The following is a 21038-nucleotide window of genomic DNA, read 5'->3' as shown; positions in this document are numbered from 1 at the left end:
CAAACGCTCGGGCGCCGACCAGCCGCTCAGGCGTCGACCAACCGCTTGGGCGCGGACCACATGCTCGGGCGCCGATCACGCGCTCGGGCGCCGATCACGCGCTCGGGACGCTCGGGCGCCGACCTGCGGCCCAGGCGTCGACCACATGCTAGGCATCAACCACGGCTCAGGCGTCGACCAGCCGCGCCCCGGGGACCGGGCCGGAGGTGACCCGGACCGTGCGGCAGGTGCCCGAGGCGGCCAGGCCGGTCGCCACCGCCTGCGCGGCCTCGGTGTCCTTCGCCAGGAAGGCGCAGGTCGGACCGGAGCCGGAGACGAGGGAGGCGAGCGCGCCCGCGTCCGCGCCGGCGCGCAGGGTGTCGGCGAGCGCGGGGCGCAGCGAGAGCGCGGCGGGCTGGAGGTCGTTGGAGACGGCGGCGGCCAGCGCGGTGGCGTCGCCGGTGCGCAGCGCGTCCAGCAGCGCCTGGGAGGGCTCGGGGTCGGGGACGTCGGCGGCGCTCGCGCCCGCGCCGGACGCCTCACGCAGCCGGTCGCATTCGCGGTAGACGGCGGGGGTGGACAGCCCGCCGTCGGCCACGGCGAACACCCAGTGGAAGGTGCCGCCGGTCTCCAGCGGCGTCAGCAGTTCGCCCCGGCCGCGGCCGAGGGCCACGCCGCCGACGAGGCTGAAGGGGATGTCGCTGCCCAACTCGGCGCAGATCTCGAGGAGTTCGGCGCGGGTCGCATGGGTGCCCCACAGCGCGTCGCACGCCAGCAGCGCCCCGGCGGCATCCGCGCTGCCGCCCGCCATACCGCCCGCGACGGGGATGTCCTTGGCGATGTGGAGGTGCACGCCGGGCGCGATGCCGTGCCGCTCGGCGAGCGCGAGGGCGGCGCGGGCCGCGAGGTTGGTGCGGTCCAGCGGCACCTGGCCGGCGTCCGCGCCCTCGGCGGTGATCCGGAGGGCGTCGGCGGGGGTGGCGGTGACCTCGTCGTGGAGCCCGACGGCGAGGAAGACGTTGGCCAGATCGTGGAACCCGTCGGGGCGCAGTCCGCCGACCGCGAGCTGGACGTTGACCTTGGCGGGCACACGGGCGGTCACGGGGCGACTCACGGGGCTCCTCGGTGGGGTTCGGGTGTTCCGGTGCGGCCATTGTCCCGCGAGTGGGGAGGCCTGCGGCGGGCTTGCTCCCCACCCCGCCCCTTCCCGAACCGGGGGCAAGCCCCCGGACCCCGTTCTGGGGGCTCCGCCCCCGCACCCCCGCCGGGGCTCCGCCCCTGGGCCCCGCTCCTCAAACGCCGGAGAGGCTGGGAGGTTGGGCATCTCCGCCCCGAAACCCGCTCCTCAACACCGGAGAGGCTGAGGGCGGGGCACCTCCGCCCCAGACTCCGCTCCTCAACACCGGAGAGGCTGGACGGTGGGGCGCCTGCGCCCCAGGCCCCGCTTCTCAACGCTGGAGAGGCCGGGTGGTGGGACGCCTCCGCCCCAGACTCCGCTCGTCAACACCGGAGAGGCTGGACGGTGGGACGCCTCCGCCCCGAAACCCGCTCCTCAACACGGGAGAGGCTGAGGGCGGGGCACCTGCGCCGTGGGCGCCGCCTCCGGCCCCCGCTCCTCAACGCCGGAGGGGCTGGGGCGGGGCAGCGGGGCATCTCCGCCCCAGGCCCCGTCCAGGCCCGCTCAGGGGGCTTTGCCTCCGGGAGTTGCGCCCCGTGACCCGGCGAGGCGCCGGGCCCCGGTCCGAAGCTCCGGCCGCAGGCCCTGGCCCTGTTGGTACACGGCCGAACCGAGGCCAGGGGCGAAGCCCCAGCGGGGGCGCAGGGGCGCGGCAGGGGGGGGCGAGGGCAGAGCCCTGGCAGGGCGCAGGGCCAGAGCCCCGGATCAGGGCCCGGAGCGCCGCCCCAGCAGGGGCGCAGGGGCGCGTCAGGGGGGCGAGGGCAGAGCCCTGGCAGGGCGCAGGGGCAGCCCCCAGCCCGGGGCCCGGGGCGCCGCCCCAGCAGGGGCGCAAGGGCGCGGCAGGGGGCCGGGGGCAGAGCCCTGGGAGGGCGCAGGGGCAGCCCCCCAGCCCGGGGCCCGGGGCGGAGCCCCGGTTACGGGGAGGGGCGGGGTGGGGAAAGCTCCGGTCCCTGACGCCGGTGTACGCCCGAAGCGAGCCCCGGCACGCCGTGGAGCCGTGCATCGGATGCTGCGGGAAGGGGCGGGGTGGGGGCGAGTCCGCGGTCAGGCCGCGGGGCCGTGCTCGGCGATCGCGGCGAAGTCCTCCACCGTCAGCGACTCGCCGCGCGCCTGCGGCGAGACCCCCGCGGCCGTCAGGGCCTCCTCCGCGGCCCCCGCCGAACCGGCCCAGCCCGCGAGCGCCGCCCTGAGGGTCTTGCGGCGCTGGGCGAACGCCGCGTCCACCACCGCGAAGACCTCTTCCCGGGTGGCGGTGGTGCGCGGGGGCTCGTCCCGGCGGATCAGCGAGACCAGGCCGGAGTCGACGTTCGGGGCGGGCCAGAAGACGTTGCGGCCGATCGCGCCCGCGCGCTTGACGTGGGCGTACCAGGCGGCCTTCACGGAGGGGACGCCGTAGACCTTGGAGCCGGGCGGGGCCGCGAGCCGGTCGGCGACCTCGCACTGGACCATGACCAGCGTCCGTTCGATGGTCGGGAACCGCCCGAGCATATGGAGCAGCACGGGCACGGCGACGTTGTACGGCAGGTTGGCGACCAGCGCGGTCGGGGCGGGGCCCGGCAGTTCGGTCACCCGCAGGGCGTCGCTGTGCACCAGCGCGAACCGGTCGGCGCGGTGCGGCAGCCGGGCCTCTACGGTGGCGGGGAGGGCCGCGGCGAGTACGTCGTCGATCTCGACGGCGGTGACCCGGTCTGCGGCCTCCAGCAGCGCGAGCGTCAGCGAACCGAGCCCGGGGCCGACCTCGACTACCACGTCGTCCGGGCGCACCCCGGCGGTCCGGACGATCCGGCGGACCGTATTGGCGTCGATGACGAAGTTCTGGCCGCGCTGCTTGGTCGGACGTACGCCGAGCCGCGCCGCGAGTTCGCGGATGTCGGCGGGGCCGAGCAGAACGTCGGAGTCGGTGGAGCTCACCCAGGAAGTTTAGGCCCCTCTCAGGCCCCTTCAGACCCCCTTCAGGCCCCTCTTCAGGCCCCCTGATTTTTCAAGGCTCGGTCCTCCCCCTTTCAAGGCTCGGTTCTCCCTTTCAAGGCTCGGTCCTCCCCCGGCCACCGCCGGCAGACGCCCCTGACCCGGCCACCCGGCCGAGCCCCCATCACCGGTGAAGCTTGGAGCCGCAGCTGGGCCAGGGGCTGGCGCCGCGTTGTTGGTAGAGCTTCTTCGCGCGGTAGGTCTGCTCGGACGGGGGCGCGTCCTGGGGGCGGCCGTGGCCGCCGAGGGCGTGCCAGGTGCCCTGGTCGAGCTGGTAGAGGCCGCCGTAGCGGCCGGAGCCGTCGACCGCGTCGGGCCGGCCGCCCGATTCGCAGCGGGCCATCGCCCGCCAGTTGAGCCCGTCCGCCGGGCCGCCGACGCCGGTGGGCACGGTCATGGTGCCGACCCGGACGATCCGGGCCACGGGCGCCTTGACGATCTCGCTGCCGATCTTCCGCGGCCGCTGCCGTACGCCGTTGACGCTGCGCACCCGGTAGGTGATGCGCAGGGTGCCGGGCTCGCCGGGGCGGGCCACCAGCTCGGTGCCCTTGGGGAGGGTGGGGTCGGCGCGGCGGACGGTGGTGAAGGGCACCGGATGGTCCCGGACCTCCTTGCCGCCGGTGATCCGCATCACCGTCACCGTCTGGCCGTCGCGCGGGAAGCTGTCCTGCGGGACGGAGGTGGTGTCCTGGCCGCGCAGGGTGAGCCCGGCGGCGGCGAGGGCCTCGCCGACGGTGGCCGCGTTCGTACGGACGACGTGGGGGCGCCCGTCGGCGAGGAAGGTGACGGTGCGCTGGGTGCGGACGTGCAGGAGCAGCCCGCGGCTGGTGATGGCGGCGGAGCGAGAGGCGGACAGGTACGCGCCCTCGGCACGTACGCCCAGTTGGCGCAGTGCGCCGTCAACCGTGCGGGCGGTGGTCCACACCCGGCGGCGCTCCCCGTCGAGGGTGAGGGTGACGGGGCGGCCGTAGCGGACGGCGATCTCGTCGCCGTCGCCGAGCCGCTCCCCGGGCGCGGGGGCGACGATGTCGTGCGCGCCGACGCGGACGTCCCGGTCCGCCAGCAGCTCGCCCACGTCGTCGGCGTAGGTGTGCAACGTGCGCGCGTCGCCGTCGACGCTGAGCCGTACGGCCTTGTCCTGGGCGACGAAGGCGGAGGTGCCGCCGGCCAGGGCGGCGACCACCATGGCCTGCGGCAGCAGCCTGCGCATCGGATCGGTCCGGCCGGTGGCGCCGGGCCGGGCGGCTCGGCGAGCGGCTCGGCGGGCGGCGGCACGGCCGCCCGGGACGCGGTGGCTGGCCCTACGGCTCACGACAACACTCCGGTAACACTCCACAAGTCCACTGGTCAGGGCGTTGGGTCCGGGACTGTAGCGGAGTGGGGGTGACTCTCCAAAGGAAGATCATCACGCAGTGTGATCACCGACCTCGGCTCGCCACCGCCCTCAATAGCCGAAGACGCGCGCCGTATTGGCCGCCACGGCGGTCGCCAGGGTGTCCTCGGGGACGCCCTTGACCTCGGCCATGGCCCGCAGGGTGAGCGGAATCAGATACGGAGCGTTGGGCCGCCCGCGGTAGGGGACGGGGGTCAGGAACGGCGCGTCGGTCTCGACGAGGACGAGGTCGAGCGGGGCGACGGCGAGGGCGTCGCGCAGCGGCTGGGCGTTCTTGAAGGTGATGTTGCCCGCGAACGACATGTAGTAGCCGCGCTCGGCGCAGATCTTCGCCATGGCCGCGTCACCGGAGTAGCAGTGGAAGACGACGGTGTCGGGCGCGCCCTCCTCGGCGAGCACCCGCAGCACGTCGTCGTGGGCCTCCCGGTCGTGGATGACCAGCGCCTTGCCGTGCTCCTTGGCGATGGCGACGTGACGGCGGAACGAGCGCTCCTGGGCGGCCATGCCCTCGGGCCCCGTGCGGAAGTAGTCCAGACCGGTCTCGCCCACGCCGCGCACCTGGGGCAGCGCGGCGAGGGCCGCTATCTGGTCGAGGGCCGCGTCCAGGGCGGCGTCGCCGCCGGGCTCCCTGGCGCCCTGCCGGGACCAGCCGTCGGGGTCCCCCAGGACGATGCGCGGCGCCTCGTTGGGGTGCAGGGCCACCGTGGCCCAGACGCCCTCGTACGCCGCCGCGGTCTCGGCCGCCCACCGGGACCCGGCGAGGTCGCACCCCACCTGGACGACGGTCGTGACGCCGACCGAGGCGGCCTTGGCCAGTGCCTCCTCGACGGTGCCCGACTGCATGTCCAGGTGGGTGTGGGAATCGGCGACCGGGACCCGCAGGGGCTCCGGCGGCGGCGGGGGCGCGTCCTTTTCCTTTTGCGCGCCGCTCGCCTTGCCACTGCCGCCGGGGGTCGATGCTGTTTTCGCCATGGTCGCGATTCTATGAATCCCGGTGAATGTGAGGTGAATCGCGTCCGGCCGCTCAGTTGGCCCGCGCCCGGCTCAGGTGAACCGGCTCATACGAACCCACTCGAACCGGCTCATGTGAAACAGCTCATATGAACCGGATCGTACTCAGTCGCGGTGGTGCTGAAAGGGATGCAGCAGATTCGGGAGGTGCCAATGGTGCCCACGGCGTCGCGCGGGATCCTCGTTTTCCGGTGCGCGGTCCGGTGCGGCGTCCGTCTCGGTCTCCGGCGCGCCGGTGCCCTCCCCCCGGTCCCGGGTGGTGTGCGGCCTCCCGCGCCGCGCACTCTCCAGGACGGAGGCGACCTGGCCCGAGCGCATGATCCGCACCAGATGCGCACCGCAGTTGACGCAGTCGGGGCTCGTCAGCGGGGACGGGACGCGCCGGCCGCCGGTGAAGTAGACGACGAAGGCACGGCCCTCGCCGTCCACGTGGTGTTCGATGTCGTACGACCGCTCCCAGCCGTGCCCGCACTTCATGCAGGCGAAGGCGTACGCCTCGTGGGCCACCTCGCCGGACTGATCGGAGGGGGTGTGGGCGGCTATCGGATGAGCACCGCTCGAGGTTCCCGCTATATCGCTCATGGCAGCTCCTCTTGTCACACAGGACAAGTCTTCCGGGATGGGATCGCCCCAGGTCTTCCAACAACCAGTGGACGCCTTTCCCGGCGCCACCGCACGGCCTCTTCCCTCTCTTTGAGCGAGATTTGGCAACGGCCATGGAGAAACTGGCGAGCAACTGCCCGGCTACTAACCTGAGCTTTGCTTTTCGCTACGGGGCTTTACCTTCGCGTGGCGTGCTTCCCGCGGCGTTCTTCGCCGCCACGACCGCGTCGAACACCTGCCGCTTGGGCACCCCGGCCTCCTGCGCCACCGCCGCGATGGCCTCCTTACGGCGCTCACCGGCCTCCTCGCGCACCGCGACCCGGCGGGCCAGCTCGGCGGGGCCGGCCTCCTCGGGGCCGGGCGCGGGGGCGCCCTCGACCACGATGGTGATCTCGCCACGTACGCCCTCCGCCGCCCAGGCGGCCAGCTCGGCCAGCGGGCCGCGCCGCACCTCCTCGTAGGTCTTGGTCAGCTCCCGGCACACCGCCGCGCGGCGATCCGGGCCGAACGCCTCCGTCATGGCCGCGAGCGTGTCGTCCAGCCGGTGCGGGGCCTCGAACCAGACCAGGGTGCGGCGCTCGTCGGCGACCTCGCGCAGCCGGGTCAGCCGCTCCCCCGCCTTACGGGGCGGGAACCCCTCGAAGCAGAAGCGGTCCACCGGCAGCCCGGACACGGCAAGCGCGGTGAGCACCGCGGACGGGCCGGGCACGGCGGTGACGGTGATCCCGCGCTCCACGGCGGCGGCCACCAGCCGGTAGCCGGGGTCGGAGACCGATGGCATGCCCGCGTCGGTGACCAGCAGCACCCGGGCGCCCCCGGCCAGCGATTCGACCAGCTCTGGCGTGCGGGCAGACTCGTTGCCCTCGAAGTAGGACACCACCCGGCCGGCCGGGCGCACGTCCAGGGCCTGGGTGAGGCGGCGCAGCCGCCGGGTGTCCTCGGCGGCGATCACATCGGCGGCCACGAGTTCGGCGGCCAGCCTCGGGGGCGCGTCCGCCGTGGCGCCGATGGGGGTCCCTGCCAGTACGAGCGTTCCAGTCACGCCCCCATCCTCGCAGCCGGGCGCGGCGGGCCCGCCGCCCGGCTGTGGCGTCCGCCGGGACCGGCCGCGGGCTCGCCCCCTAGGCGGCTGCGGGCTCGACCCCCGAGGCAATCGCGGGCTCGCCCCCGAGGCCGCCGCCCCGGGCACGAATCCCCGTTCGCCGCCTTTCCCCGCCACACTCACAGACCCCTTCCCTACGATGGCCCGGTGAGCAGTGACACCGCGACCCACGCCCAGCCGGGCAAAGCCACCGGCCAGCAGCCGCCGGCCTGGCAACGCCGGCTGCGCCGTTTCGGATACGCGGGCCAGACCAGGCCCGGCGTACGGGAGCGGCTGGTCCCGCCGTACGCGGAGCCGGGCACCCGGCTCTGGGAGATCCTCGGCGCGACCCCCTCGGCGGCGGCCAGAATCGCCCGCTGGAGCGGCTGGGGCGGTCCGCTGCTCGTCGCGCTGTGCGCCGGGCTGACCCGCTTCTGGCATCTGGGCAGGCCGGACAACGTCATATTCGACGAGACGTACTACGCCAAGGACGCCTGGTCGATCTGGGAGTACGGCTACGAGGGCACCTGGCCGAAATCCGCCAACGACCGGATTCTCGACGCCCCGCAGCACATCCCGCTCAGCGACGCGGCCTCGTATGTGGTGCACCCGCCGGTGGGCAAGTGGGTCATCGGGCTCGGCGAGCAGTTCTTCGGGCTGCATCCGTTCGGCTGGCGGTTCATGGTCGCGGTGCTCGGCACCCTCTCGGTGCTGATGCTGTGCCGGATCGGGCGGCGGCTGTTCCGGTCGACGTTCCTCGGCTGCCTCGCGGGCGCGCTGATGGCCGTGGACGGGCTGCACTTCGTGATGAGCCGCACGGCGCTGCTCGACCTGGTCGTGATGTTCTTCGTGCTGGCCGCCTTCGGCTGTCTGCTCGTCGACCGGGACCTGGCGCGCGCCAGGCTGGCGGCCGCGCTGCCGACCAATGAGGACGGCGCGGCGCGGCCGGACCCGGCGGTCGCCGGGGGCCTGAAGCTGGGCGCGCGGCCGTGGCGGATCGCGGCCGGGGTGCTGCTGGGCCTGGCGATCGGCACCAAGTGGAACGGGCTGTACGTGCTGGCGGCCTTCGGCCTGATGACCGTCCTGTGGGACGTGGGCAGCCGCCGCGCCGCGGGCGCCCTCCGCCCCTACCGGGCGGTGCTGCGGCGCGATCTGGGCTGGGCGTTCGTCTCACTGGTGCCTGTGGCGATCCTCACGTACATCGCCTCCTGGTCGGGCTGGTTCACCGCGAGCGGCAGCTACGACCAGGGGCGCGGCTGGCGGCACAGCGGCTACTTCCGCCACTGGGCCGAGTCCGCCAAGTCCGAGGGCGGCGGCGGCCACGGCACCGGCGGCGCTTTCGACTGGCTGCTCAACCCGCTGCGCAGCCTGTGGCACTACGAGTCCGAGGTCTACAAGTTCCACGTCAACCTGGATTCGCCGCATGTCTACCAGTCCAACCCGTGGAGCTGGCTGATCCAGTCCCGCCCGGTCTCGTACTTCTACGAGTCCCCGCGGGCCGGCCAGGAGGGCTGCCCCAAGGACGCCGCCGAGAAGTGCGCCCGCGAGGTGCTGGCCATCGGCACCCCGCTGCTGTGGTGGACGGCCTGTTTCGCGCTGCTGTACCTGCTGTTCCGATGGGCGCTGCGGCGCGACTGGCGGGCGGGCGCGATCCTGTGCGGGATCGCCGCGGGTTATCTGCCGTGGTTCCTCTACCAGGACCGGACGATCTTCTCCTTCTACGCCGTCGTCTTCGTGCCCTTCCTGTGCCTCGGGGTGGCGATGATGATCGGCGCGCTGCTGGGGCCACCGGGCGCGAGCGAGACCCGCCGGGTGATCGGCGCGGTCGGCTCGGGCGCCCTCGTCCTGCTGATCATCTGGAACTTCATCTACTTCTTCCCGCTCTACACGGGCCAGACGATGCCCATGGACGCCTGGCGCGCCCGGATGTGGCTCGACACCTGGATCTGACCCCGGCTCCGCCCCGGGCCCACCGAATGGATCCGGCCACGGCCCCGCACCCCCTACATTGAGGGCGCGGGGGCGTCACGTGGTGCCGGTAGAGTGCCGGGCACCGCGGCCCCCCATCGACTGGTGGGGGGAACCGAGAACACAGTGTGGGGGTTCTGAAATGCGGAGTGGCGCGAGAGCCGCGATCGTCGGTGCGGTGTTCGCCGCCATGGTCGGTGTGGCCGGTTGCGGCAGCGGCCAGGACGATTCAGCCGGTCCGAAGGACGGTGCGAGCGCCGGCTCGGGTGACGACAAGCCGTCCCTGAAGAAGGTGAAGACCGGCCCGCCCAGCGCGGCCGAGGTCAAGACCACCGCGCACGCGTTCCTGGCGGCCTGGTCGGCGGGCGAGACGGCGAAGGCCGCCGCCCTTACGGACGACAGCGGCGCCGCCACCACGGCGCTGAGCGGCTACCGCAAGAAGGCCAAGGTGGCCAAGGTCACGCTGGACGCGGGGCAGGCGAGCGGCGCCAAGGTGCCGTTCTCGGTCAACGCCCAGCTCTCCTCCGGCGGTGACAGCGTCCCCTGGACGTATGAATCCTCGCTGACCGTGACCCGCGACGCCAAGACCGGCAAGCCGGTCGTCGCCTGGAAGCCCTCCGTGGTCCACCCCGACCTCGCCGAGGGCGACACGCTCAAGACCGGCGCGTCCGAGGCACCGCCGATCAAGGCGGTGGACCGCGACGGCAAGGAGCTGTCCGCCTCCGAGCACCCGACCCTCAAGACCGTCCTGGCCGCCCTGCGCGAGCGGTACGGCAAGAAGGCGGGCGGCGAGGCGGGCGTGGAGACCTGGATCCAGCGCGCCAAGGGCTCCAAGTCCCCCGACAAGACCCTCAAGGTGCTCTCCAAGGGCACCCCGGGCACGCTCCGCACCACGATCGACGCATCGCTCCAGCGCACCGCCGAGCAGCAGGTGAGCAAGCGCACCAAGGCGTCGGTGGTCGCGGTCAAGCCCAGCACCGGTGAGATCCTCGCGCTGGCCAACTCCCCCGCGAGCGGCTTCAACACCGCCTTCCAGGGCTCGTACGCACCCGGCTCGACGATGAAGATCATCACCTCGACGACGCTGATGGACAAGGGTCTTGCGGCGTACGGCAAGCCGCATCCGTGCCCGAAGTACTTCAGCTACGGCGGCTGGAAGTTCCAGAACGACAAGAAGTTCGAGATCAAGAACGGCACCTTCGAGCAGAGCTTCGCCCGCTCCTGCAACACGGCCTTCATCAGCCAGGCGGGGAAGCTGAAGGACGACGACCTGAGCAAGGAGGCCCGGGACGTCTTCGGCATCGGCCTCAACTGGCAGACCGGCGTGCCCACCTTCGACGGCGCCGTGCCGGTGCAGTCCGCGGCCTCCAAGGCCGCCTCGCTGATCGGCCAGGGCGGCGTGCGGATGAACCCGCTCAACATGGCGTCGGTCGCGGCCACCGCCACCACCGGCACCTTCCACCAGCCGTACCTGGTCTCGCCGTCGCTGGACGACCGGACGCTGGCCAAGGCGAGCAGGACGATGAAGTCCAGCACCCACGACCAGCTGAAGAAGCTGATGAAGCTCACGGCCACCTCGGGCACCGCCGCCGAGGCGATGGCCGGGATGAGCGGTGACTTCGGCGCCAAGACCGGCTCGGCCGAGGTGGACAACCAGGAGAAGCCGAACGGCTGGTTCAGCGCGTACCGCGACGATGTCGCGGCCGCCGGTGTGGTCCCCGAGGGCGGCCACGGAGGCGACACGGCGGGCCCGATCGTGGCGGCCCTGCTGCGCGCGGGCGGCTGAGCCGACGGCACCACCGGCGTGATGGCCGGGAGCCGGGCGGGCGCGACGAGCGTCCGCCCGGCTCCTTCGCGTTCGGCTGGTGGGGCGGTCAGCGGAGCCCGGAGGCCAGCGACGGGAAAAGTCCTGGCGGGGGTCGCGGAGGCGTCGATAGCGTCGGTCCATGGTCGACTCCGCCCCTGACAGCGCCGCCCACCCCCGCTTCGCCGACGCCCTGCGCGAGCTCGGCCTGGACGTCGAGGTGCGCCGGTTCCCCGACGCCACCCGTACCGCCGCCGAGGCCGCCGCGGCCATCGGCTGTGAGCTGAGCCAGATCGTCAAGTCGCTGGTCTTCGAGGCGGACGGACAGCCGGTGGTGGTGCTGATGGATGGGGCGTCACGGGTCGACGTCGAGCTCGTACGGCAGGAACTGGGCGCCGGGGGCGTCCGCCGGGCGGACGCGGCGCTGGTGCGGGAGACCACCGGCTACGCCATCGGCGGGGTGCCGCCCTTCGGCCACCGCACCCGCACCCGCGTCCTCGCCGACCGTCGGCTGCTGGACCACGAGACCGTATGGGCCGCGGCGGGCGACCCGCACACCGTCTTCCCGCTCGACCCCAAGACCCTGATCGCGCATGCCGAGGGCACCCTGGCGGATGTGCGCGAGCGTTCCGTATGACCCCGCTGGTCGCGGCCGCGGTGCTCATCGCGGCCGTCACCCACGCCAGTTGGAACGCCATCGCGCACGGCATCAGGGACCAGCTGCTCGCCTTCACCCTGGTGGGCGGCGGCGGGGCGCTGTGCGGGCTGGCGCTGCTGCCGTTCACCCCGCTGCCCGCGGCGGACGCCTGGCCGTATCTGCTGGCGTCCGCGGCCATCCATGTGGTCTATCAGCTGCTGCTCATGCGCTCGTTCCACCTGGGCGACTTCGGCCAGATGTACCCCATCGCGCGCGGCACCGCCCCGCTGGTGGTGACCGTGGCCGCCGCGGTCTTCGTCGGCGAGCGGCCGGACCGCTGGCAGGCGGCGGGCATCGCGCTGGCCTCGGCGGGGCTGGTGGGCGTGGCGCTGTGGGGCATCAGGGGGGCGCGGCACGCCGAGCGCGAGGGGAACGGCGGGGGCGCACCGCAGTGGCTCGCCCTTACGGCCGCCATCGCCACCGGTCTGTCCATCGCCGCGTACACCGTCGTGGACGGGCTGGGGGTGCGCGCCTCCGGCAGCCCGCCCGCCTACATCGCCTGGCTGATGATCCTCGAGGGCTTCGCCATCCCCGCCTGCGCCCTGGCCATCCGGCGCGGTGCGCTCCTTGGGCAGCTGCGGCCGGTCGCGGCGCGCGGGCTGCTCGGCGGGCTGCTGTCGGTCACCGCCTACGGTCTGGTGCTGTGGGCCCAGACCCGGGCCGAGCTCGCCCCGATCGCGGCGCTGCGCGAATCGTCGATCATCGTGGGCGCGGCGATCGGGGCGCTGTTCTTCAAGGAGGAGTTCGGCGGTCCGAGGATCGCGGCGGCGGGGCTGATGGTGGCGGGCATCGGACTGATGCTGCACGCGGGTTGACCGCGTACGGGTTGACCGCGTACGGGTTGACCGCGTACGGGTTGATCACTCACTCCGTTCCCGTACCCGGACTCCGTTGCCATCGCGTCCCGTTGGTCATGTCGGGAGGCCCGTCTCCGAGTGGCCGAAGGCCCTGCGCACCGCCACGTTCGTGGTCGTGATGCCGCCGTCCACGGGGAGGGTGATCCCGGTGATCCAGGCCGCGTCGGAGGAGGCCAGGAAGGTGATGGCGGCGGCGATGTCGGTGGGCTCGCCGACCCGCCCGAGGGGGTAGACCTCGGCGGCGCGGCGCAGGGTGTCCTCCCGGCCGTCCCAGCCGGGGGTGCGGATCGTGCCGGGGGCCACGAGGTTGACCCGGACGCCCCGGCCGGCGGCGTGGGCGGCCAGGGTGCGGGTGAGGCTGCCCAGGCCCGCCTTGGCGGCGCTGTAGGCGTGGTTGCCGAAGTCCTGGAGGCCGTTGACCGAGCCGACGTTGACGATCGCGCCCCGGCCCTCCGCGGCGGCCAGATGCGGCAGCGCGGCGCGGGAGCAGCGGAAGGCGCCGCTCAGGGTGACATCGATGTCCTGCTGCCACTCGTCGTCCGCCTGGTCCTCGAACAGCGGGGTGTCGACGTGACACGAGTGGGCGCTGTTGACCAGGACGTCCAGTCCTCCGAAGCTCCTTACGGCGTGCGCCACGGCCGCCTCGACATCCGCCCGCCGGGCCACGTCGCAGCCCAGCGACTCGGCCTCGCCGCCGTCGGCCCGTATGGACGCGGCCGCCCTGGCGGCCAGTTCACCGTCCTGGTCGGTGATCAGCACCCGGGCGCCCTCGTCGGCGAACCGGCGGGCGGTCACCTCCCCGATTCCGCGCCCCGCGCCGGTGAGCATGACCGCGTAGCCCTCGAATCTCCGCACCGTGTGCCCCCTTCTCGTCGGCTCCGGGACCGCCGCCGCCCCATGGTGGCGGGTCCGCCGGGATCATGCCCGGCCCCGGCATGATCCTCCCGCGCGGGGCGTTGCACCATAAGGAGAAACACAAGGCACACACGCTCGGTCGGCATGGCGGGAGTCGGACAGTGGTGGACGTCCAGGGCAACGTGGCGGACGGTTTCGAACCGGTCCGGGACGCCTTCGCGGCGAACTTCGCCCGGCACGGCGAGCGCGGCGCGGCCGTGGTCCTGTACCGGGAGGGCGAGAAGGTCGTCGATCTGTGGGGCGGTACGAAGACCCCCGACGGCGGCCAGGACTCCGACGGCCGTGAGGACTCCGGCAGCGGCGAAGTCTCCGATGGCCGTGAGGTCTCCGGCAGCGGCGAGGATCCCGATGGCGGCCGTAAGGCGTCCGACGACGGCCCCGAGCCCTGGGCCCAGGACACCGCCCAGGTCGTCCGGTCGGTCACCAAGGGCGTGGCCGCCGCCGTGCCGCTGCTGCTGCACCAGCGCGGCCAGCTGGACTTGGACGGCCGGGTCAGCACCTACTGGCCGGAGTTCAAGGCGGCGGGCAAGGAGCGGGTGCTGGTGCGGCATCTGCTGGCGCACCGCACCGGCGTGCCCGTGCTCGACACCCCGCTGACCCCCGCCGAGGCCATCGACGGCATATCCGGGCCGCGGGCCGTCGCCGCCCAGCGGCCCGTATGGGAGCCCGGTACGGCGCACGGCTACCACGCCCAGACGTACAGCTGGCTGCTGGGCGAGTTGGTGCGCAGGGTCACCGGGCGGACCATCGGGCGCTGGATCGCCGAGGAGATCGCCCGGCCGCTGGGGCTCGACCTGTGGCTCGGACTGCCCGAGGAGCAGCGGGGCCGGGTCGGCCGGATCGCGGCGGTGGAGGCGCTCGCCGCGCCCGCCGCCCATGGGCCGCGGCTGCGCCCCAAGCGGTCGGTGGCCGAGGCGTACCGGGACCCCGAGTCGCTGACCCGGCGGGCGTTCGCCGCGATCACCCCGCTGCCGGACGAGAACGACCCGGCGTATCTGGCCGCCGAGTTGCCCGCCTCGGGCGGGGTGGCGACCGCCGAGGCGCTGGCCCGCTTCTACGCGGCGCTGATCGGCCCGCTGCCCTCGGCCCGTACGGCCCGCTCGGGCGGCAGGCTCTTCGCCCCGGCGACGCTGACGATGGCCCGTACCGAGGAGTCCGCGGGCCCGGACCGGGTCCTGGTCGTCGGCACCCGGTTCGGCCTCGGCTACATGCTGCACGGCCCGGCCTGCCCGCTGCTGGGGCCGGGCTCCTTCGGCCACCCGGGGCGGGGTGGCTCCCTCGCCTTCGCCGACCCGGAGGCGCGCATCGGCTTTGCCTACGTCACCAACGGTATGCGGCGCGGCGTCACCGCCGATCCGCGTGCGCAGGCGCTCGTGCGCGCGGTGCGGACCAGCCTGGCGGCACTGGAGGCGTAACGGACCGCCCCGCCGCAGGTGCGGTGGGGCGGCGCGGAAGAGAAGGCGCCGCGCGCCCCCGGTATGCCTCCGAGCGCGCCTGACGGCGCTGGCCCGCTCCGATGTGCAGATGGTCCGGTCACCTCACCGGCGCCCTCGCCCCACCGGAAACACCGGAAACACCGGAAACACCGGCATTCTCACCTCACCGGCACCGTCACCGAGCGCGGGTCGAAGCCAAAAGGAAGCTCCAGCCGGTGCTCGCGCATCAGTTCCTCGTCGCACAGCAGTTCCTGCGTTCCGCCGTCCGCCGCGATCACCCCGCCGCTGAGCACCACCGAGCGCGGGCACAACTCCAGCGCGTACGGCAGATCGTGGGTGACCATCAGCACCGTCACCTCCAGGGAGCGCAGGATGTCGGCGAGTTCGCGGCGCGAGGCCGGATCGAGGTTGGACGAGGGCTCGTCCAAGACCAGGATCTCCGGTTCCATGGCCAGTACGGTCGCCACGGCCACCCGCCGCCGCTGCCCGAAGGAGAGGTGGTGCGGCGGCCGGTCGGCGAACTCCGCCATCCCGACCCGCTCCAGCGCGCGGCGCACCCGCTCCTCCAGCTCCGCGCCGCGCAGCCCCGCCGCAGCCGGGCCGAAGGCCACGTCCTCGCGCACGGAGGGCATGAACAGCTGGTCGTCCGGGTCCTGGAAGACGATGCCCACCCGGCGGCGGATCTCGGCCAGATGTGCCTTCGCCACCGGCAGCCCCGCGACCGTGACCGTCCCGGCGCCCGCCGTAAGGATGCCGTTGAGGTGCAGCACGAGCGTGGTCTTCCCCGCGCCGTTGGGCCCGAGGAGCGCCACCCGCTCGCCGCGGGCCACGGTCAGATCGACGCCGAAGAGGGCCTGATGGCCGTCGGGGTAGGCGTAGGCCAGACCGGACACCTGGAGGGACGGCGGGGTGGTGGCGGGGTCGGTCACGGCAGCATCCATCCGGTCAGGCAGACCATCAGCGCGGTCAGCGGGAGGGCGGCGGCGTATGTCCACTGGGTACGGGACGCCGTCACATCGTCGATCACCGGCATGGTGCCCGTATAGCCCCGGCTGACCATCGCCAGGTGGACCCGCTCGCCCCGTTCGTAGGAGCGGATGAACAGCGCCCCGGCCGAGGAGGCGAGCACCCCCCAGTGCCGCACCCCGCGCGCCTCGAAGCCGCGCGACTGGCGGGCGATCCGCATCCGGCGCATCTCATCGGAGATGACGTCCCCGTAGCGGATCATGAACGAGGCGATCTGCACCAGCAGCGAGGGCATCCGCAGCCGCTCCAGCCCCAGCAGCAGGGCGCGCAGTTCGGTCGTGGACGCCAGGAGGACGGAGGCTGCGACGCCGAGGGTGCCCTTGGCGAGGATGTTCCAGGCGCTCCACAGCCCGGACTCGCTGAGCGACATCCCCAGCGCCTCCACCCGCGGGCCCTCCGCGATGAACGGCATCAGCACGGCGAAGGCCACGAACGGGATCTCGATCAGCAGCCGCCGCAGTACGTACCCGGCCGGGATCCGGGCCGCCACCGCCACTCCGGCCAGCAGCACCGCGTACACGCCGAAGGCCCAGACGGCCTCGCGGGGCGTGGAGACGACCACCAGGACGAAGCAGAAGACGGCGGCGATCTTGCAGTGCGGGGGGAGGGCGTGGACGGGCGACCGGCCCTCCCGGTAGAGCTTGTGCGCGTGTCCAGCGCCCACGGTCAGCCCCGCTCGCTCTCGGCCGTCGCCCGGCGCCGCCGTATGACGATGAAGACCCCGGAGCCGACGGCGAGCGTGGCCCCGACCCCGATCACCCCGGCGAGCCCGCCGGAGAGCCGGGCGTCGGTGATGTCCTTGACCCCGTAGTCGGCGAGCGGGGAGTCCTTGGCGGCGTGGTCCTCCTCCTTCTGGTCGATCCCCTTGTCATGGGCGACCTTCTCCAGCCCGTCGGGGCTGGCGGAGGCGTAGAAGCTGACGACCCCGGCGCACAGCAGCGCGGCGGCGAGCCCGGCCCACCACACGGGCCGCGCCGACCGCCGTGGCGCGGCGGCGGGCGTGGGGGTCCCGGCAGGCTCGGGGGCCCCGGCGGGCTCAGGAGTCCCGGCGGGCTCAGGAGTCCCGGCGGCCTCAGGGGGCTCGGAGGTCGCCGCGGCGGGTTCGGCCGCCGGGCCCCCGGCCCGCGCCACCGCCCCCGGGGCGGCCGGGGCCAGCGGGCTGCTGCGGATCTCCAGCGGACGCGCGGTCACCCCCCGCGCCCCGTACACCAGATCCGGCCGTACGGCCACGACGGCACCGACCGTCAGCGCGGTGATCGCCGCCTCGCCGATGCCGATCAGCACATGCACACCGACCATCGCCGCGAAGACCTTGCCGATCGCCACATCGGCCGTACCGCCGAGCGCGTAGATCGCCGTGAACGCCACCGCGGCGGCCGGTACGGAGATCAGCGCCGCCACGAAGGACGCCACGGTGACCGTACGGCGGCGATGCGGGGCCAGCTTCACGATCGCGCGGAAGAGCGCGTACGCCACGACCGTGGTGACCAGGGCCATATCGGTGATGTTGACGCCGAGCGCGGTGAGCCCGCCGTCCGCGAACAGCACGCCCTGCATCAGCAGCACCACGGAGACGCACAACACCCCCGTGTACGGCCCCACGAGTATCGCGGCCAGCGCCCCGCCCAGCAGATGGCCGCTGGTCCCGGCGGCCACGGGGAAGTTCAGCATCTGCACGGCGAAGATGAACGCCGCGACCAGCCCGGCCAGCGGCGCGGTCCGCTCATCGAGCTCCCGCCGGGCGCCGCGCAAACTGACCGCGACGGCCCCGGCCGCGACCACACCGGTCGCCACCGAGACCGGTGCGTCGATGAATCCGTCGGGCACATGCATGGCGGGACTCCGCTCCTGAACTTCCTGAGCTGCGGCTATCGGCCCGATGGTAGCCCGTACCTGCAAGTCGTTCGCAAGAGCGCCGACATCGCGGAATCGCGCGGGCCCCCGGAAAACGCCGAACGGCGGCCTTCCGGGATCGGAAGGCCGCCGTCGGCCGAGGCATGACGCCAGGTGTTCAGACGCGGGTCACACGCGGGTCAGAGGCGAATCAGACACGGGGGTCAGACGCGGGTCAGCTCCGCGTCGGGGTCGGAGTCCCTGTCGCGCCGCTGGTCCGCGGAGGGCTGCTCGAGCTGCTTGCGCAGGCCCTCGCCCTCCACGTCCACGTTGGGCAGCGCCCGGTCCAGCCAGCGCGGCAGCCACCAGGCCGCCTTGCCGAGCAGCGCCAGGACCGCCGGGACGATGGCCATGCGGACCACGAAGGCGTCGAAGAGAACGGCGGTGGCGAGGCCGAAGCCGATCATCTTGATCATCGACTCGGACGAGCCGATGAATCCGGCGAAGACGCTGATCATGATGACCGCGGCCGCGGTGACCACCCGGGCGCCGTGCCGGAAGCCGGTGACGACGGCCTGGCCGGGGCGCTCGCCGTGGACGTACGCCTCCCGCATCCGGGTCACCAGGAAGACCTCGTAGTCCATCGCCAGACCGAACACCACACCGATCATGAAGATCGGCATCATGCTCATGATCGGGCCGGTCTCCTCGACCCCGAACAGGTCCGCCAGCCAGCCCCACTGGAAGACCGCGACCACCGCGCCGAGCGCCGCGACGACGGAGAGCAGGAAGCCGAGCGCCGCCTTGAGCGGGACCAGGACGGACCGGAAGACCACCATCAGCAGCAGGAAGGCCAGTCCGACGACCAGCACCAGATAGGGCACCAGCGCGTCGTTGAGCTTCTGCGAGATGTCGATGTTCATCGCCGTCTGGCCGGTCACCAGCACCTCGGCGCCGGTATCGGACGTGAACCCGCTCGCCTTGTCCCGGATGTCGCCGACCAGGTTCTCGGTGTCGATGCTGCTCGGCTTGTACTTGGAGATGACGGTGAGCGTCGCGGTGTCACCGGCCTTGTTGAACGTGGCCGGGCTGACCCCCGCCACCCCGTCCAGACCGGTGATGGTCTTACGGACCTGCTGGGCCGCGCCCCTGGCGTCATCACTGCCCTGGGCGTCGACGACCACCATCAGCGGGCCGTTGTAGCCGGGGCCGAAGCCCTCGGAGATCATGTCGTACGCCTGGCGCTTCTGGCTGCTGACCGGCTGCGAGCCGTCGTCCGGCAGACCGAGCTCCAGGCTGGCGGCGGGCAGGGCGGCGGCACCCAGGCCGAGCACGGCCACCAGCAGCACCAGCACCGGGCGGCGCAGCACGAAGCGGGCCCAGCGGGTGCCCATGTTGGGCTTCTCCTCGGGGGCTTCCGCGCCACTCGCGGCGGCCGCCGCGGCACGCTCCTCCATCCGCCGGCGCGCCCTGCGCCCGAACACCCGCTTGCCCGCGAAGCCCAGCACCGCCGGGATGAGGCTGATCGCGATGAGGACGGCGATGACGACCGTACCGGCCGCGGCGAAGCCCATCTTGGTCAGCATCGGGATGTTGACGACGGCGAGGCCGACCAGTGCGATGACGACCGTAAGGCCAGCGAAGACGACCGCGGAGCCCGCGGTGCCCACGGCACGTCCGGCGGCTTCCTCCCGGTCCCGTCCCTCGGCCAGCTCCGCGCGGTAGCGGGAGACGATGAACAGCGCGTAGTCGATGCCGACCGCGAGGCCGATCATCATCGCCAGTGTGGAGGTGGTGGTGGACAGCCCCAGGGTGGTGGCGAGCGCGGTGATCGACGAGATGCCGATGCCGACGCCGATGAGCGCGGTCAGCAGTGGCAGCCCGGCCGCGACCAGCGAACCGAAGGTGATGGCGAGGACGACCGCGGAGATCGCGATGCCGATGATCTCGGTGGAGCCGGTCTCCGGCATCTCCTGGAGCGCGTCACCGCCGATCTGCACCGACAGCCCCGACTTCTCGGCCTTCTCCCCCACCTCCTTCAGACCGTCCTTGGCGGGGTCCTTCAGCTCCATGGCGTTGACCTTGTAGCTGGTCAGGATGTACGCCGTGGTGCCGTCCTTGCTGACGGCCCGGGCCTGGTAGGGGTCGGCGACCGAGGCGACCTGCGGCGAGCTGGCCTTGAGCTCGGCGACGGTCTTGGTGACCACCGCCTTGTTGGCCGGGTCGGTCATCTTCTCGCCACTGGGGGCGCGGAAGACCACACGGGCGGTGGCACCGTCCGCGTTACCCCCGGGGAACCGCTGTTCCAGCAGGTCGAACGCCTTCTGGGCCTCGGTGCCCGGAATGGAGAAGCTGTCGTTGGCGGGCTGGGAGGCGGTGGCGGCGCCGACGCCCGCGACCGCGAGCAGCGCCACCCATATCAGCGCGACGAAGCCGCGTCGCCGGAAGGCGAACCGGCCGAGTTTATAGAGGAAGGTGGCCACGAGAAGGGGTGCTCCCGTCGGTTGTCTGGCAGGGCAGGGATGGGTGACCGAACCGGCGACGAGAGCGGCGCGCCGGCCGGGCCTTATGTGGTTGTGCGGGGAGATCAGGGGGAGTGAGGAAGTGAGAGGAAGGGCTATGCGGCGCCGAGCGCGGGGAGGATCACGGCGTCGATGTACTCCAGGAGATACGTCTGGTCCGGCTGCTTGCCCTCGACGAGCGATCGGGTGATGAACGCGCCGCACATCATGTGCACGACGTAGTTCAAGGCGGGCCGGTCCGGGGCGACTTCGCCGCGGTCGACGGCGCGCCTCAGCAGCGCGTGGAGCGCATCGATCTCGGGGAAGATCAACAACTCTCGCAGGGCCTGATGAAGGTCCGGGTTGTCATGGCTTGCGTGGGCGAGTCCCCTCATCAGCGCGGCGTCCCGCTCATGGGCGGTCTCCGAACACCGCGCGATCTCCCGCAGGTCCCCGCGGAGCGATCCGGTGTCGACGCCTTCGAGCAGAACGGGCTTGGTGTGGCGCAGCGCGGTCGCGACCAGCTGCGGCTTGCCTTTCCACTGGCGGTAGAGCGTGGCCTTGCTGGATCGGGTGCGGGCCGCGACGGCGTCCATCGTCAGACCGTCGTACCCGACCTCACCCAGCAGCTCGACCACCGCCTCGTACAACTCCCGCTCGCGCTCGGGGGAGAGTCTGCTGCGGCGCACCCGGGCGGTGTCGCGGTCCTCCGTCGGCTGATCCGTGGTCCGCATGGGGTGTCGCCTCCCTCCGGGCTTCCTGGCTTCCCAGCTTTCGAACGTTCGAGCT

The 21038-nt window shown here is 73.0% G+C and carries 17 protein-coding genes; 5 read left to right on the top strand and 12 right to left on the bottom strand.

Going from position 1 to position 21038, the window contains the following annotated elements; translation table 11 throughout:
* Positions 1-166: 166 nt before the first annotated feature.
* The 6 genes from ACJX2R_RS31995 to rsmI form a co-directional block, all read right to left on the bottom strand.
* Positions 167-1093 carry a 4-(cytidine 5'-diphospho)-2-C-methyl-D-erythritol kinase gene (locus ACJX2R_RS31995; RefSeq protein WP_413102961.1) on the bottom strand — a complete coding sequence of 309 codons (927 nt, stop codon included), beginning with the start codon at positions 1091-1093 and terminating at the stop codon, positions 167-169.
* A gap of 1107 nt (positions 1094-2200) precedes the next feature.
* Complete coding sequence (gene rsmA / locus ACJX2R_RS31990) at positions 2201-3067, bottom strand: 16S rRNA (adenine(1518)-N(6)/adenine(1519)-N(6))-dimethyltransferase RsmA (protein WP_413102960.1); 867 nt, start codon at positions 3065-3067, stop codon at positions 2201-2203.
* A gap of 181 nt (positions 3068-3248) precedes the next feature.
* Positions 3249-4460 carry a ubiquitin-like domain-containing protein gene (locus tag ACJX2R_RS31985; protein WP_413102959.1) on the bottom strand — a complete coding sequence of 404 codons (1212 nt, stop codon included), beginning with the start codon at positions 4458-4460 and terminating at the stop codon, positions 3249-3251.
* A 108-nt stretch (positions 4461-4568) separates the two neighbouring features.
* Positions 4569-5489: a TatD family hydrolase gene (locus tag ACJX2R_RS31980; RefSeq protein WP_413102958.1), complete on the bottom strand. Its 921-nt coding sequence runs from the start codon at positions 5487-5489 to the stop codon at positions 4569-4571.
* A 144-nt stretch (positions 5490-5633) separates the two neighbouring features.
* A complete protein-coding gene (locus tag ACJX2R_RS31975; RefSeq protein ID WP_262700577.1) occupies positions 5634-6110 on the bottom strand; it encodes a hypothetical protein in 477 nt (158 codons plus the stop codon).
* Positions 6111-6297: 187 nt separating this feature from the next.
* On the bottom strand, positions 6298-7173 hold the full coding sequence (gene rsmI, locus ACJX2R_RS31970) for a 16S rRNA (cytidine(1402)-2'-O)-methyltransferase (protein ID WP_413102957.1): 876 nt from the start codon (positions 7171-7173) through the stop codon (positions 6298-6300).
* A 207-nt stretch (positions 7174-7380) separates the two neighbouring features.
* Here rsmI and ACJX2R_RS31965 point away from each other — a divergent pair, with 207 nt between their 5' ends.
* The 4 genes from ACJX2R_RS31965 (at position 7381) to ACJX2R_RS31950 (ending at position 12496) form a co-directional block, all read left to right on the top strand.
* On the top strand, positions 7381-9162 hold the full coding sequence (locus ACJX2R_RS31965; RefSeq protein ID WP_413102956.1) for a dolichyl-phosphate-mannose--protein mannosyltransferase: 1782 nt from the start codon (positions 7381-7383) through the stop codon (positions 9160-9162).
* Positions 9163-9322: 160 nt separating this feature from the next.
* Complete coding sequence (locus tag ACJX2R_RS31960) at positions 9323-10966, top strand: penicillin-binding transpeptidase domain-containing protein (protein WP_413102955.1); 1644 nt, start codon at positions 9323-9325, stop codon at positions 10964-10966.
* Positions 10967-11126: 160 nt separating this feature from the next.
* On the top strand, positions 11127-11621 hold the full coding sequence (locus tag ACJX2R_RS31955; protein ID WP_413102954.1) for a YbaK/EbsC family protein: 495 nt from the start codon (positions 11127-11129) through the stop codon (positions 11619-11621).
* On the top strand, positions 11618-12496 hold the full coding sequence (locus ACJX2R_RS31950; RefSeq protein WP_413102953.1) for an EamA family transporter: 879 nt from the start codon (positions 11618-11620) through the stop codon (positions 12494-12496). Before ACJX2R_RS31955 ends, ACJX2R_RS31950 begins: the two co-directional genes overlap by 4 nt.
* 96 nt (positions 12497-12592) lie before the next feature.
* Here ACJX2R_RS31950 and ACJX2R_RS31945 read toward each other — a convergent pair whose 3' ends face one another.
* Positions 12593-13393 carry an SDR family NAD(P)-dependent oxidoreductase gene (locus ACJX2R_RS31945; RefSeq protein ID WP_413102952.1) on the bottom strand — a complete coding sequence of 267 codons (801 nt, stop codon included), beginning with the start codon at positions 13391-13393 and terminating at the stop codon, positions 12593-12595.
* Between the two features lie 161 nt (positions 13394-13554).
* On the opposite strand from ACJX2R_RS31945, the gene ACJX2R_RS31940 reads away from it, so the two are divergent.
* Positions 13555-14868 carry a serine hydrolase domain-containing protein gene (locus tag ACJX2R_RS31940; protein ID WP_413102951.1) on the top strand — a complete coding sequence of 438 codons (1314 nt, stop codon included), beginning with the start codon at positions 13555-13557 and terminating at the stop codon, positions 14866-14868.
* Between the two features lie 179 nt (positions 14869-15047).
* Here ACJX2R_RS31940 and ACJX2R_RS31935 read toward each other — a convergent pair whose 3' ends face one another.
* The 5 genes from ACJX2R_RS31935 to ACJX2R_RS31915 form a co-directional block, all read right to left on the bottom strand.
* Complete coding sequence (locus tag ACJX2R_RS31935; protein WP_413102950.1) at positions 15048-15830, bottom strand: energy-coupling factor ABC transporter ATP-binding protein; 783 nt, start codon at positions 15828-15830, stop codon at positions 15048-15050.
* Positions 15815-16579 (bottom strand): cobalt ECF transporter T component CbiQ, encoded by a 765-nt coding sequence (gene cbiQ / locus ACJX2R_RS31930; protein ID WP_413102949.1) that lies wholly within the window; start codon positions 16577-16579, stop codon positions 15815-15817. The genes ACJX2R_RS31935 and cbiQ overlap by 16 nt, the downstream gene beginning before the upstream one ends.
* Positions 16580-16581: 2 nt before the next feature.
* Complete coding sequence (locus ACJX2R_RS31925) at positions 16582-17748, bottom strand: energy-coupling factor ABC transporter permease (protein WP_413102948.1); 1167 nt, start codon at positions 17746-17748, stop codon at positions 16582-16584.
* Between the two features lie 224 nt (positions 17749-17972).
* Positions 17973-20231, bottom strand: coding sequence for an MMPL family transporter (locus ACJX2R_RS31920; RefSeq protein WP_413102947.1), 2259 nt, complete (start codon positions 20229-20231; stop codon positions 17973-17975).
* Positions 20232-20365: 134 nt separating this feature from the next.
* Positions 20366-20983 carry a TetR/AcrR family transcriptional regulator gene (locus tag ACJX2R_RS31915; RefSeq protein WP_262700565.1) on the bottom strand — a complete coding sequence of 206 codons (618 nt, stop codon included), beginning with the start codon at positions 20981-20983 and terminating at the stop codon, positions 20366-20368.
* Between the last annotated feature and the right edge of the window lie 55 nt (positions 20984-21038).

Origin of the sequence: Streptomyces sp. Inha503 (assembly GCF_047215865.1) — a bacterium.
GTDB lineage: Bacteria > Actinomycetota > Actinomycetes > Streptomycetales > Streptomycetaceae > Streptomyces > Streptomyces lycopersici.
The sequence above is the reverse complement of the archived record's forward strand: the minus strand, read 5'-3'. Positions and strand labels throughout refer to the sequence as shown.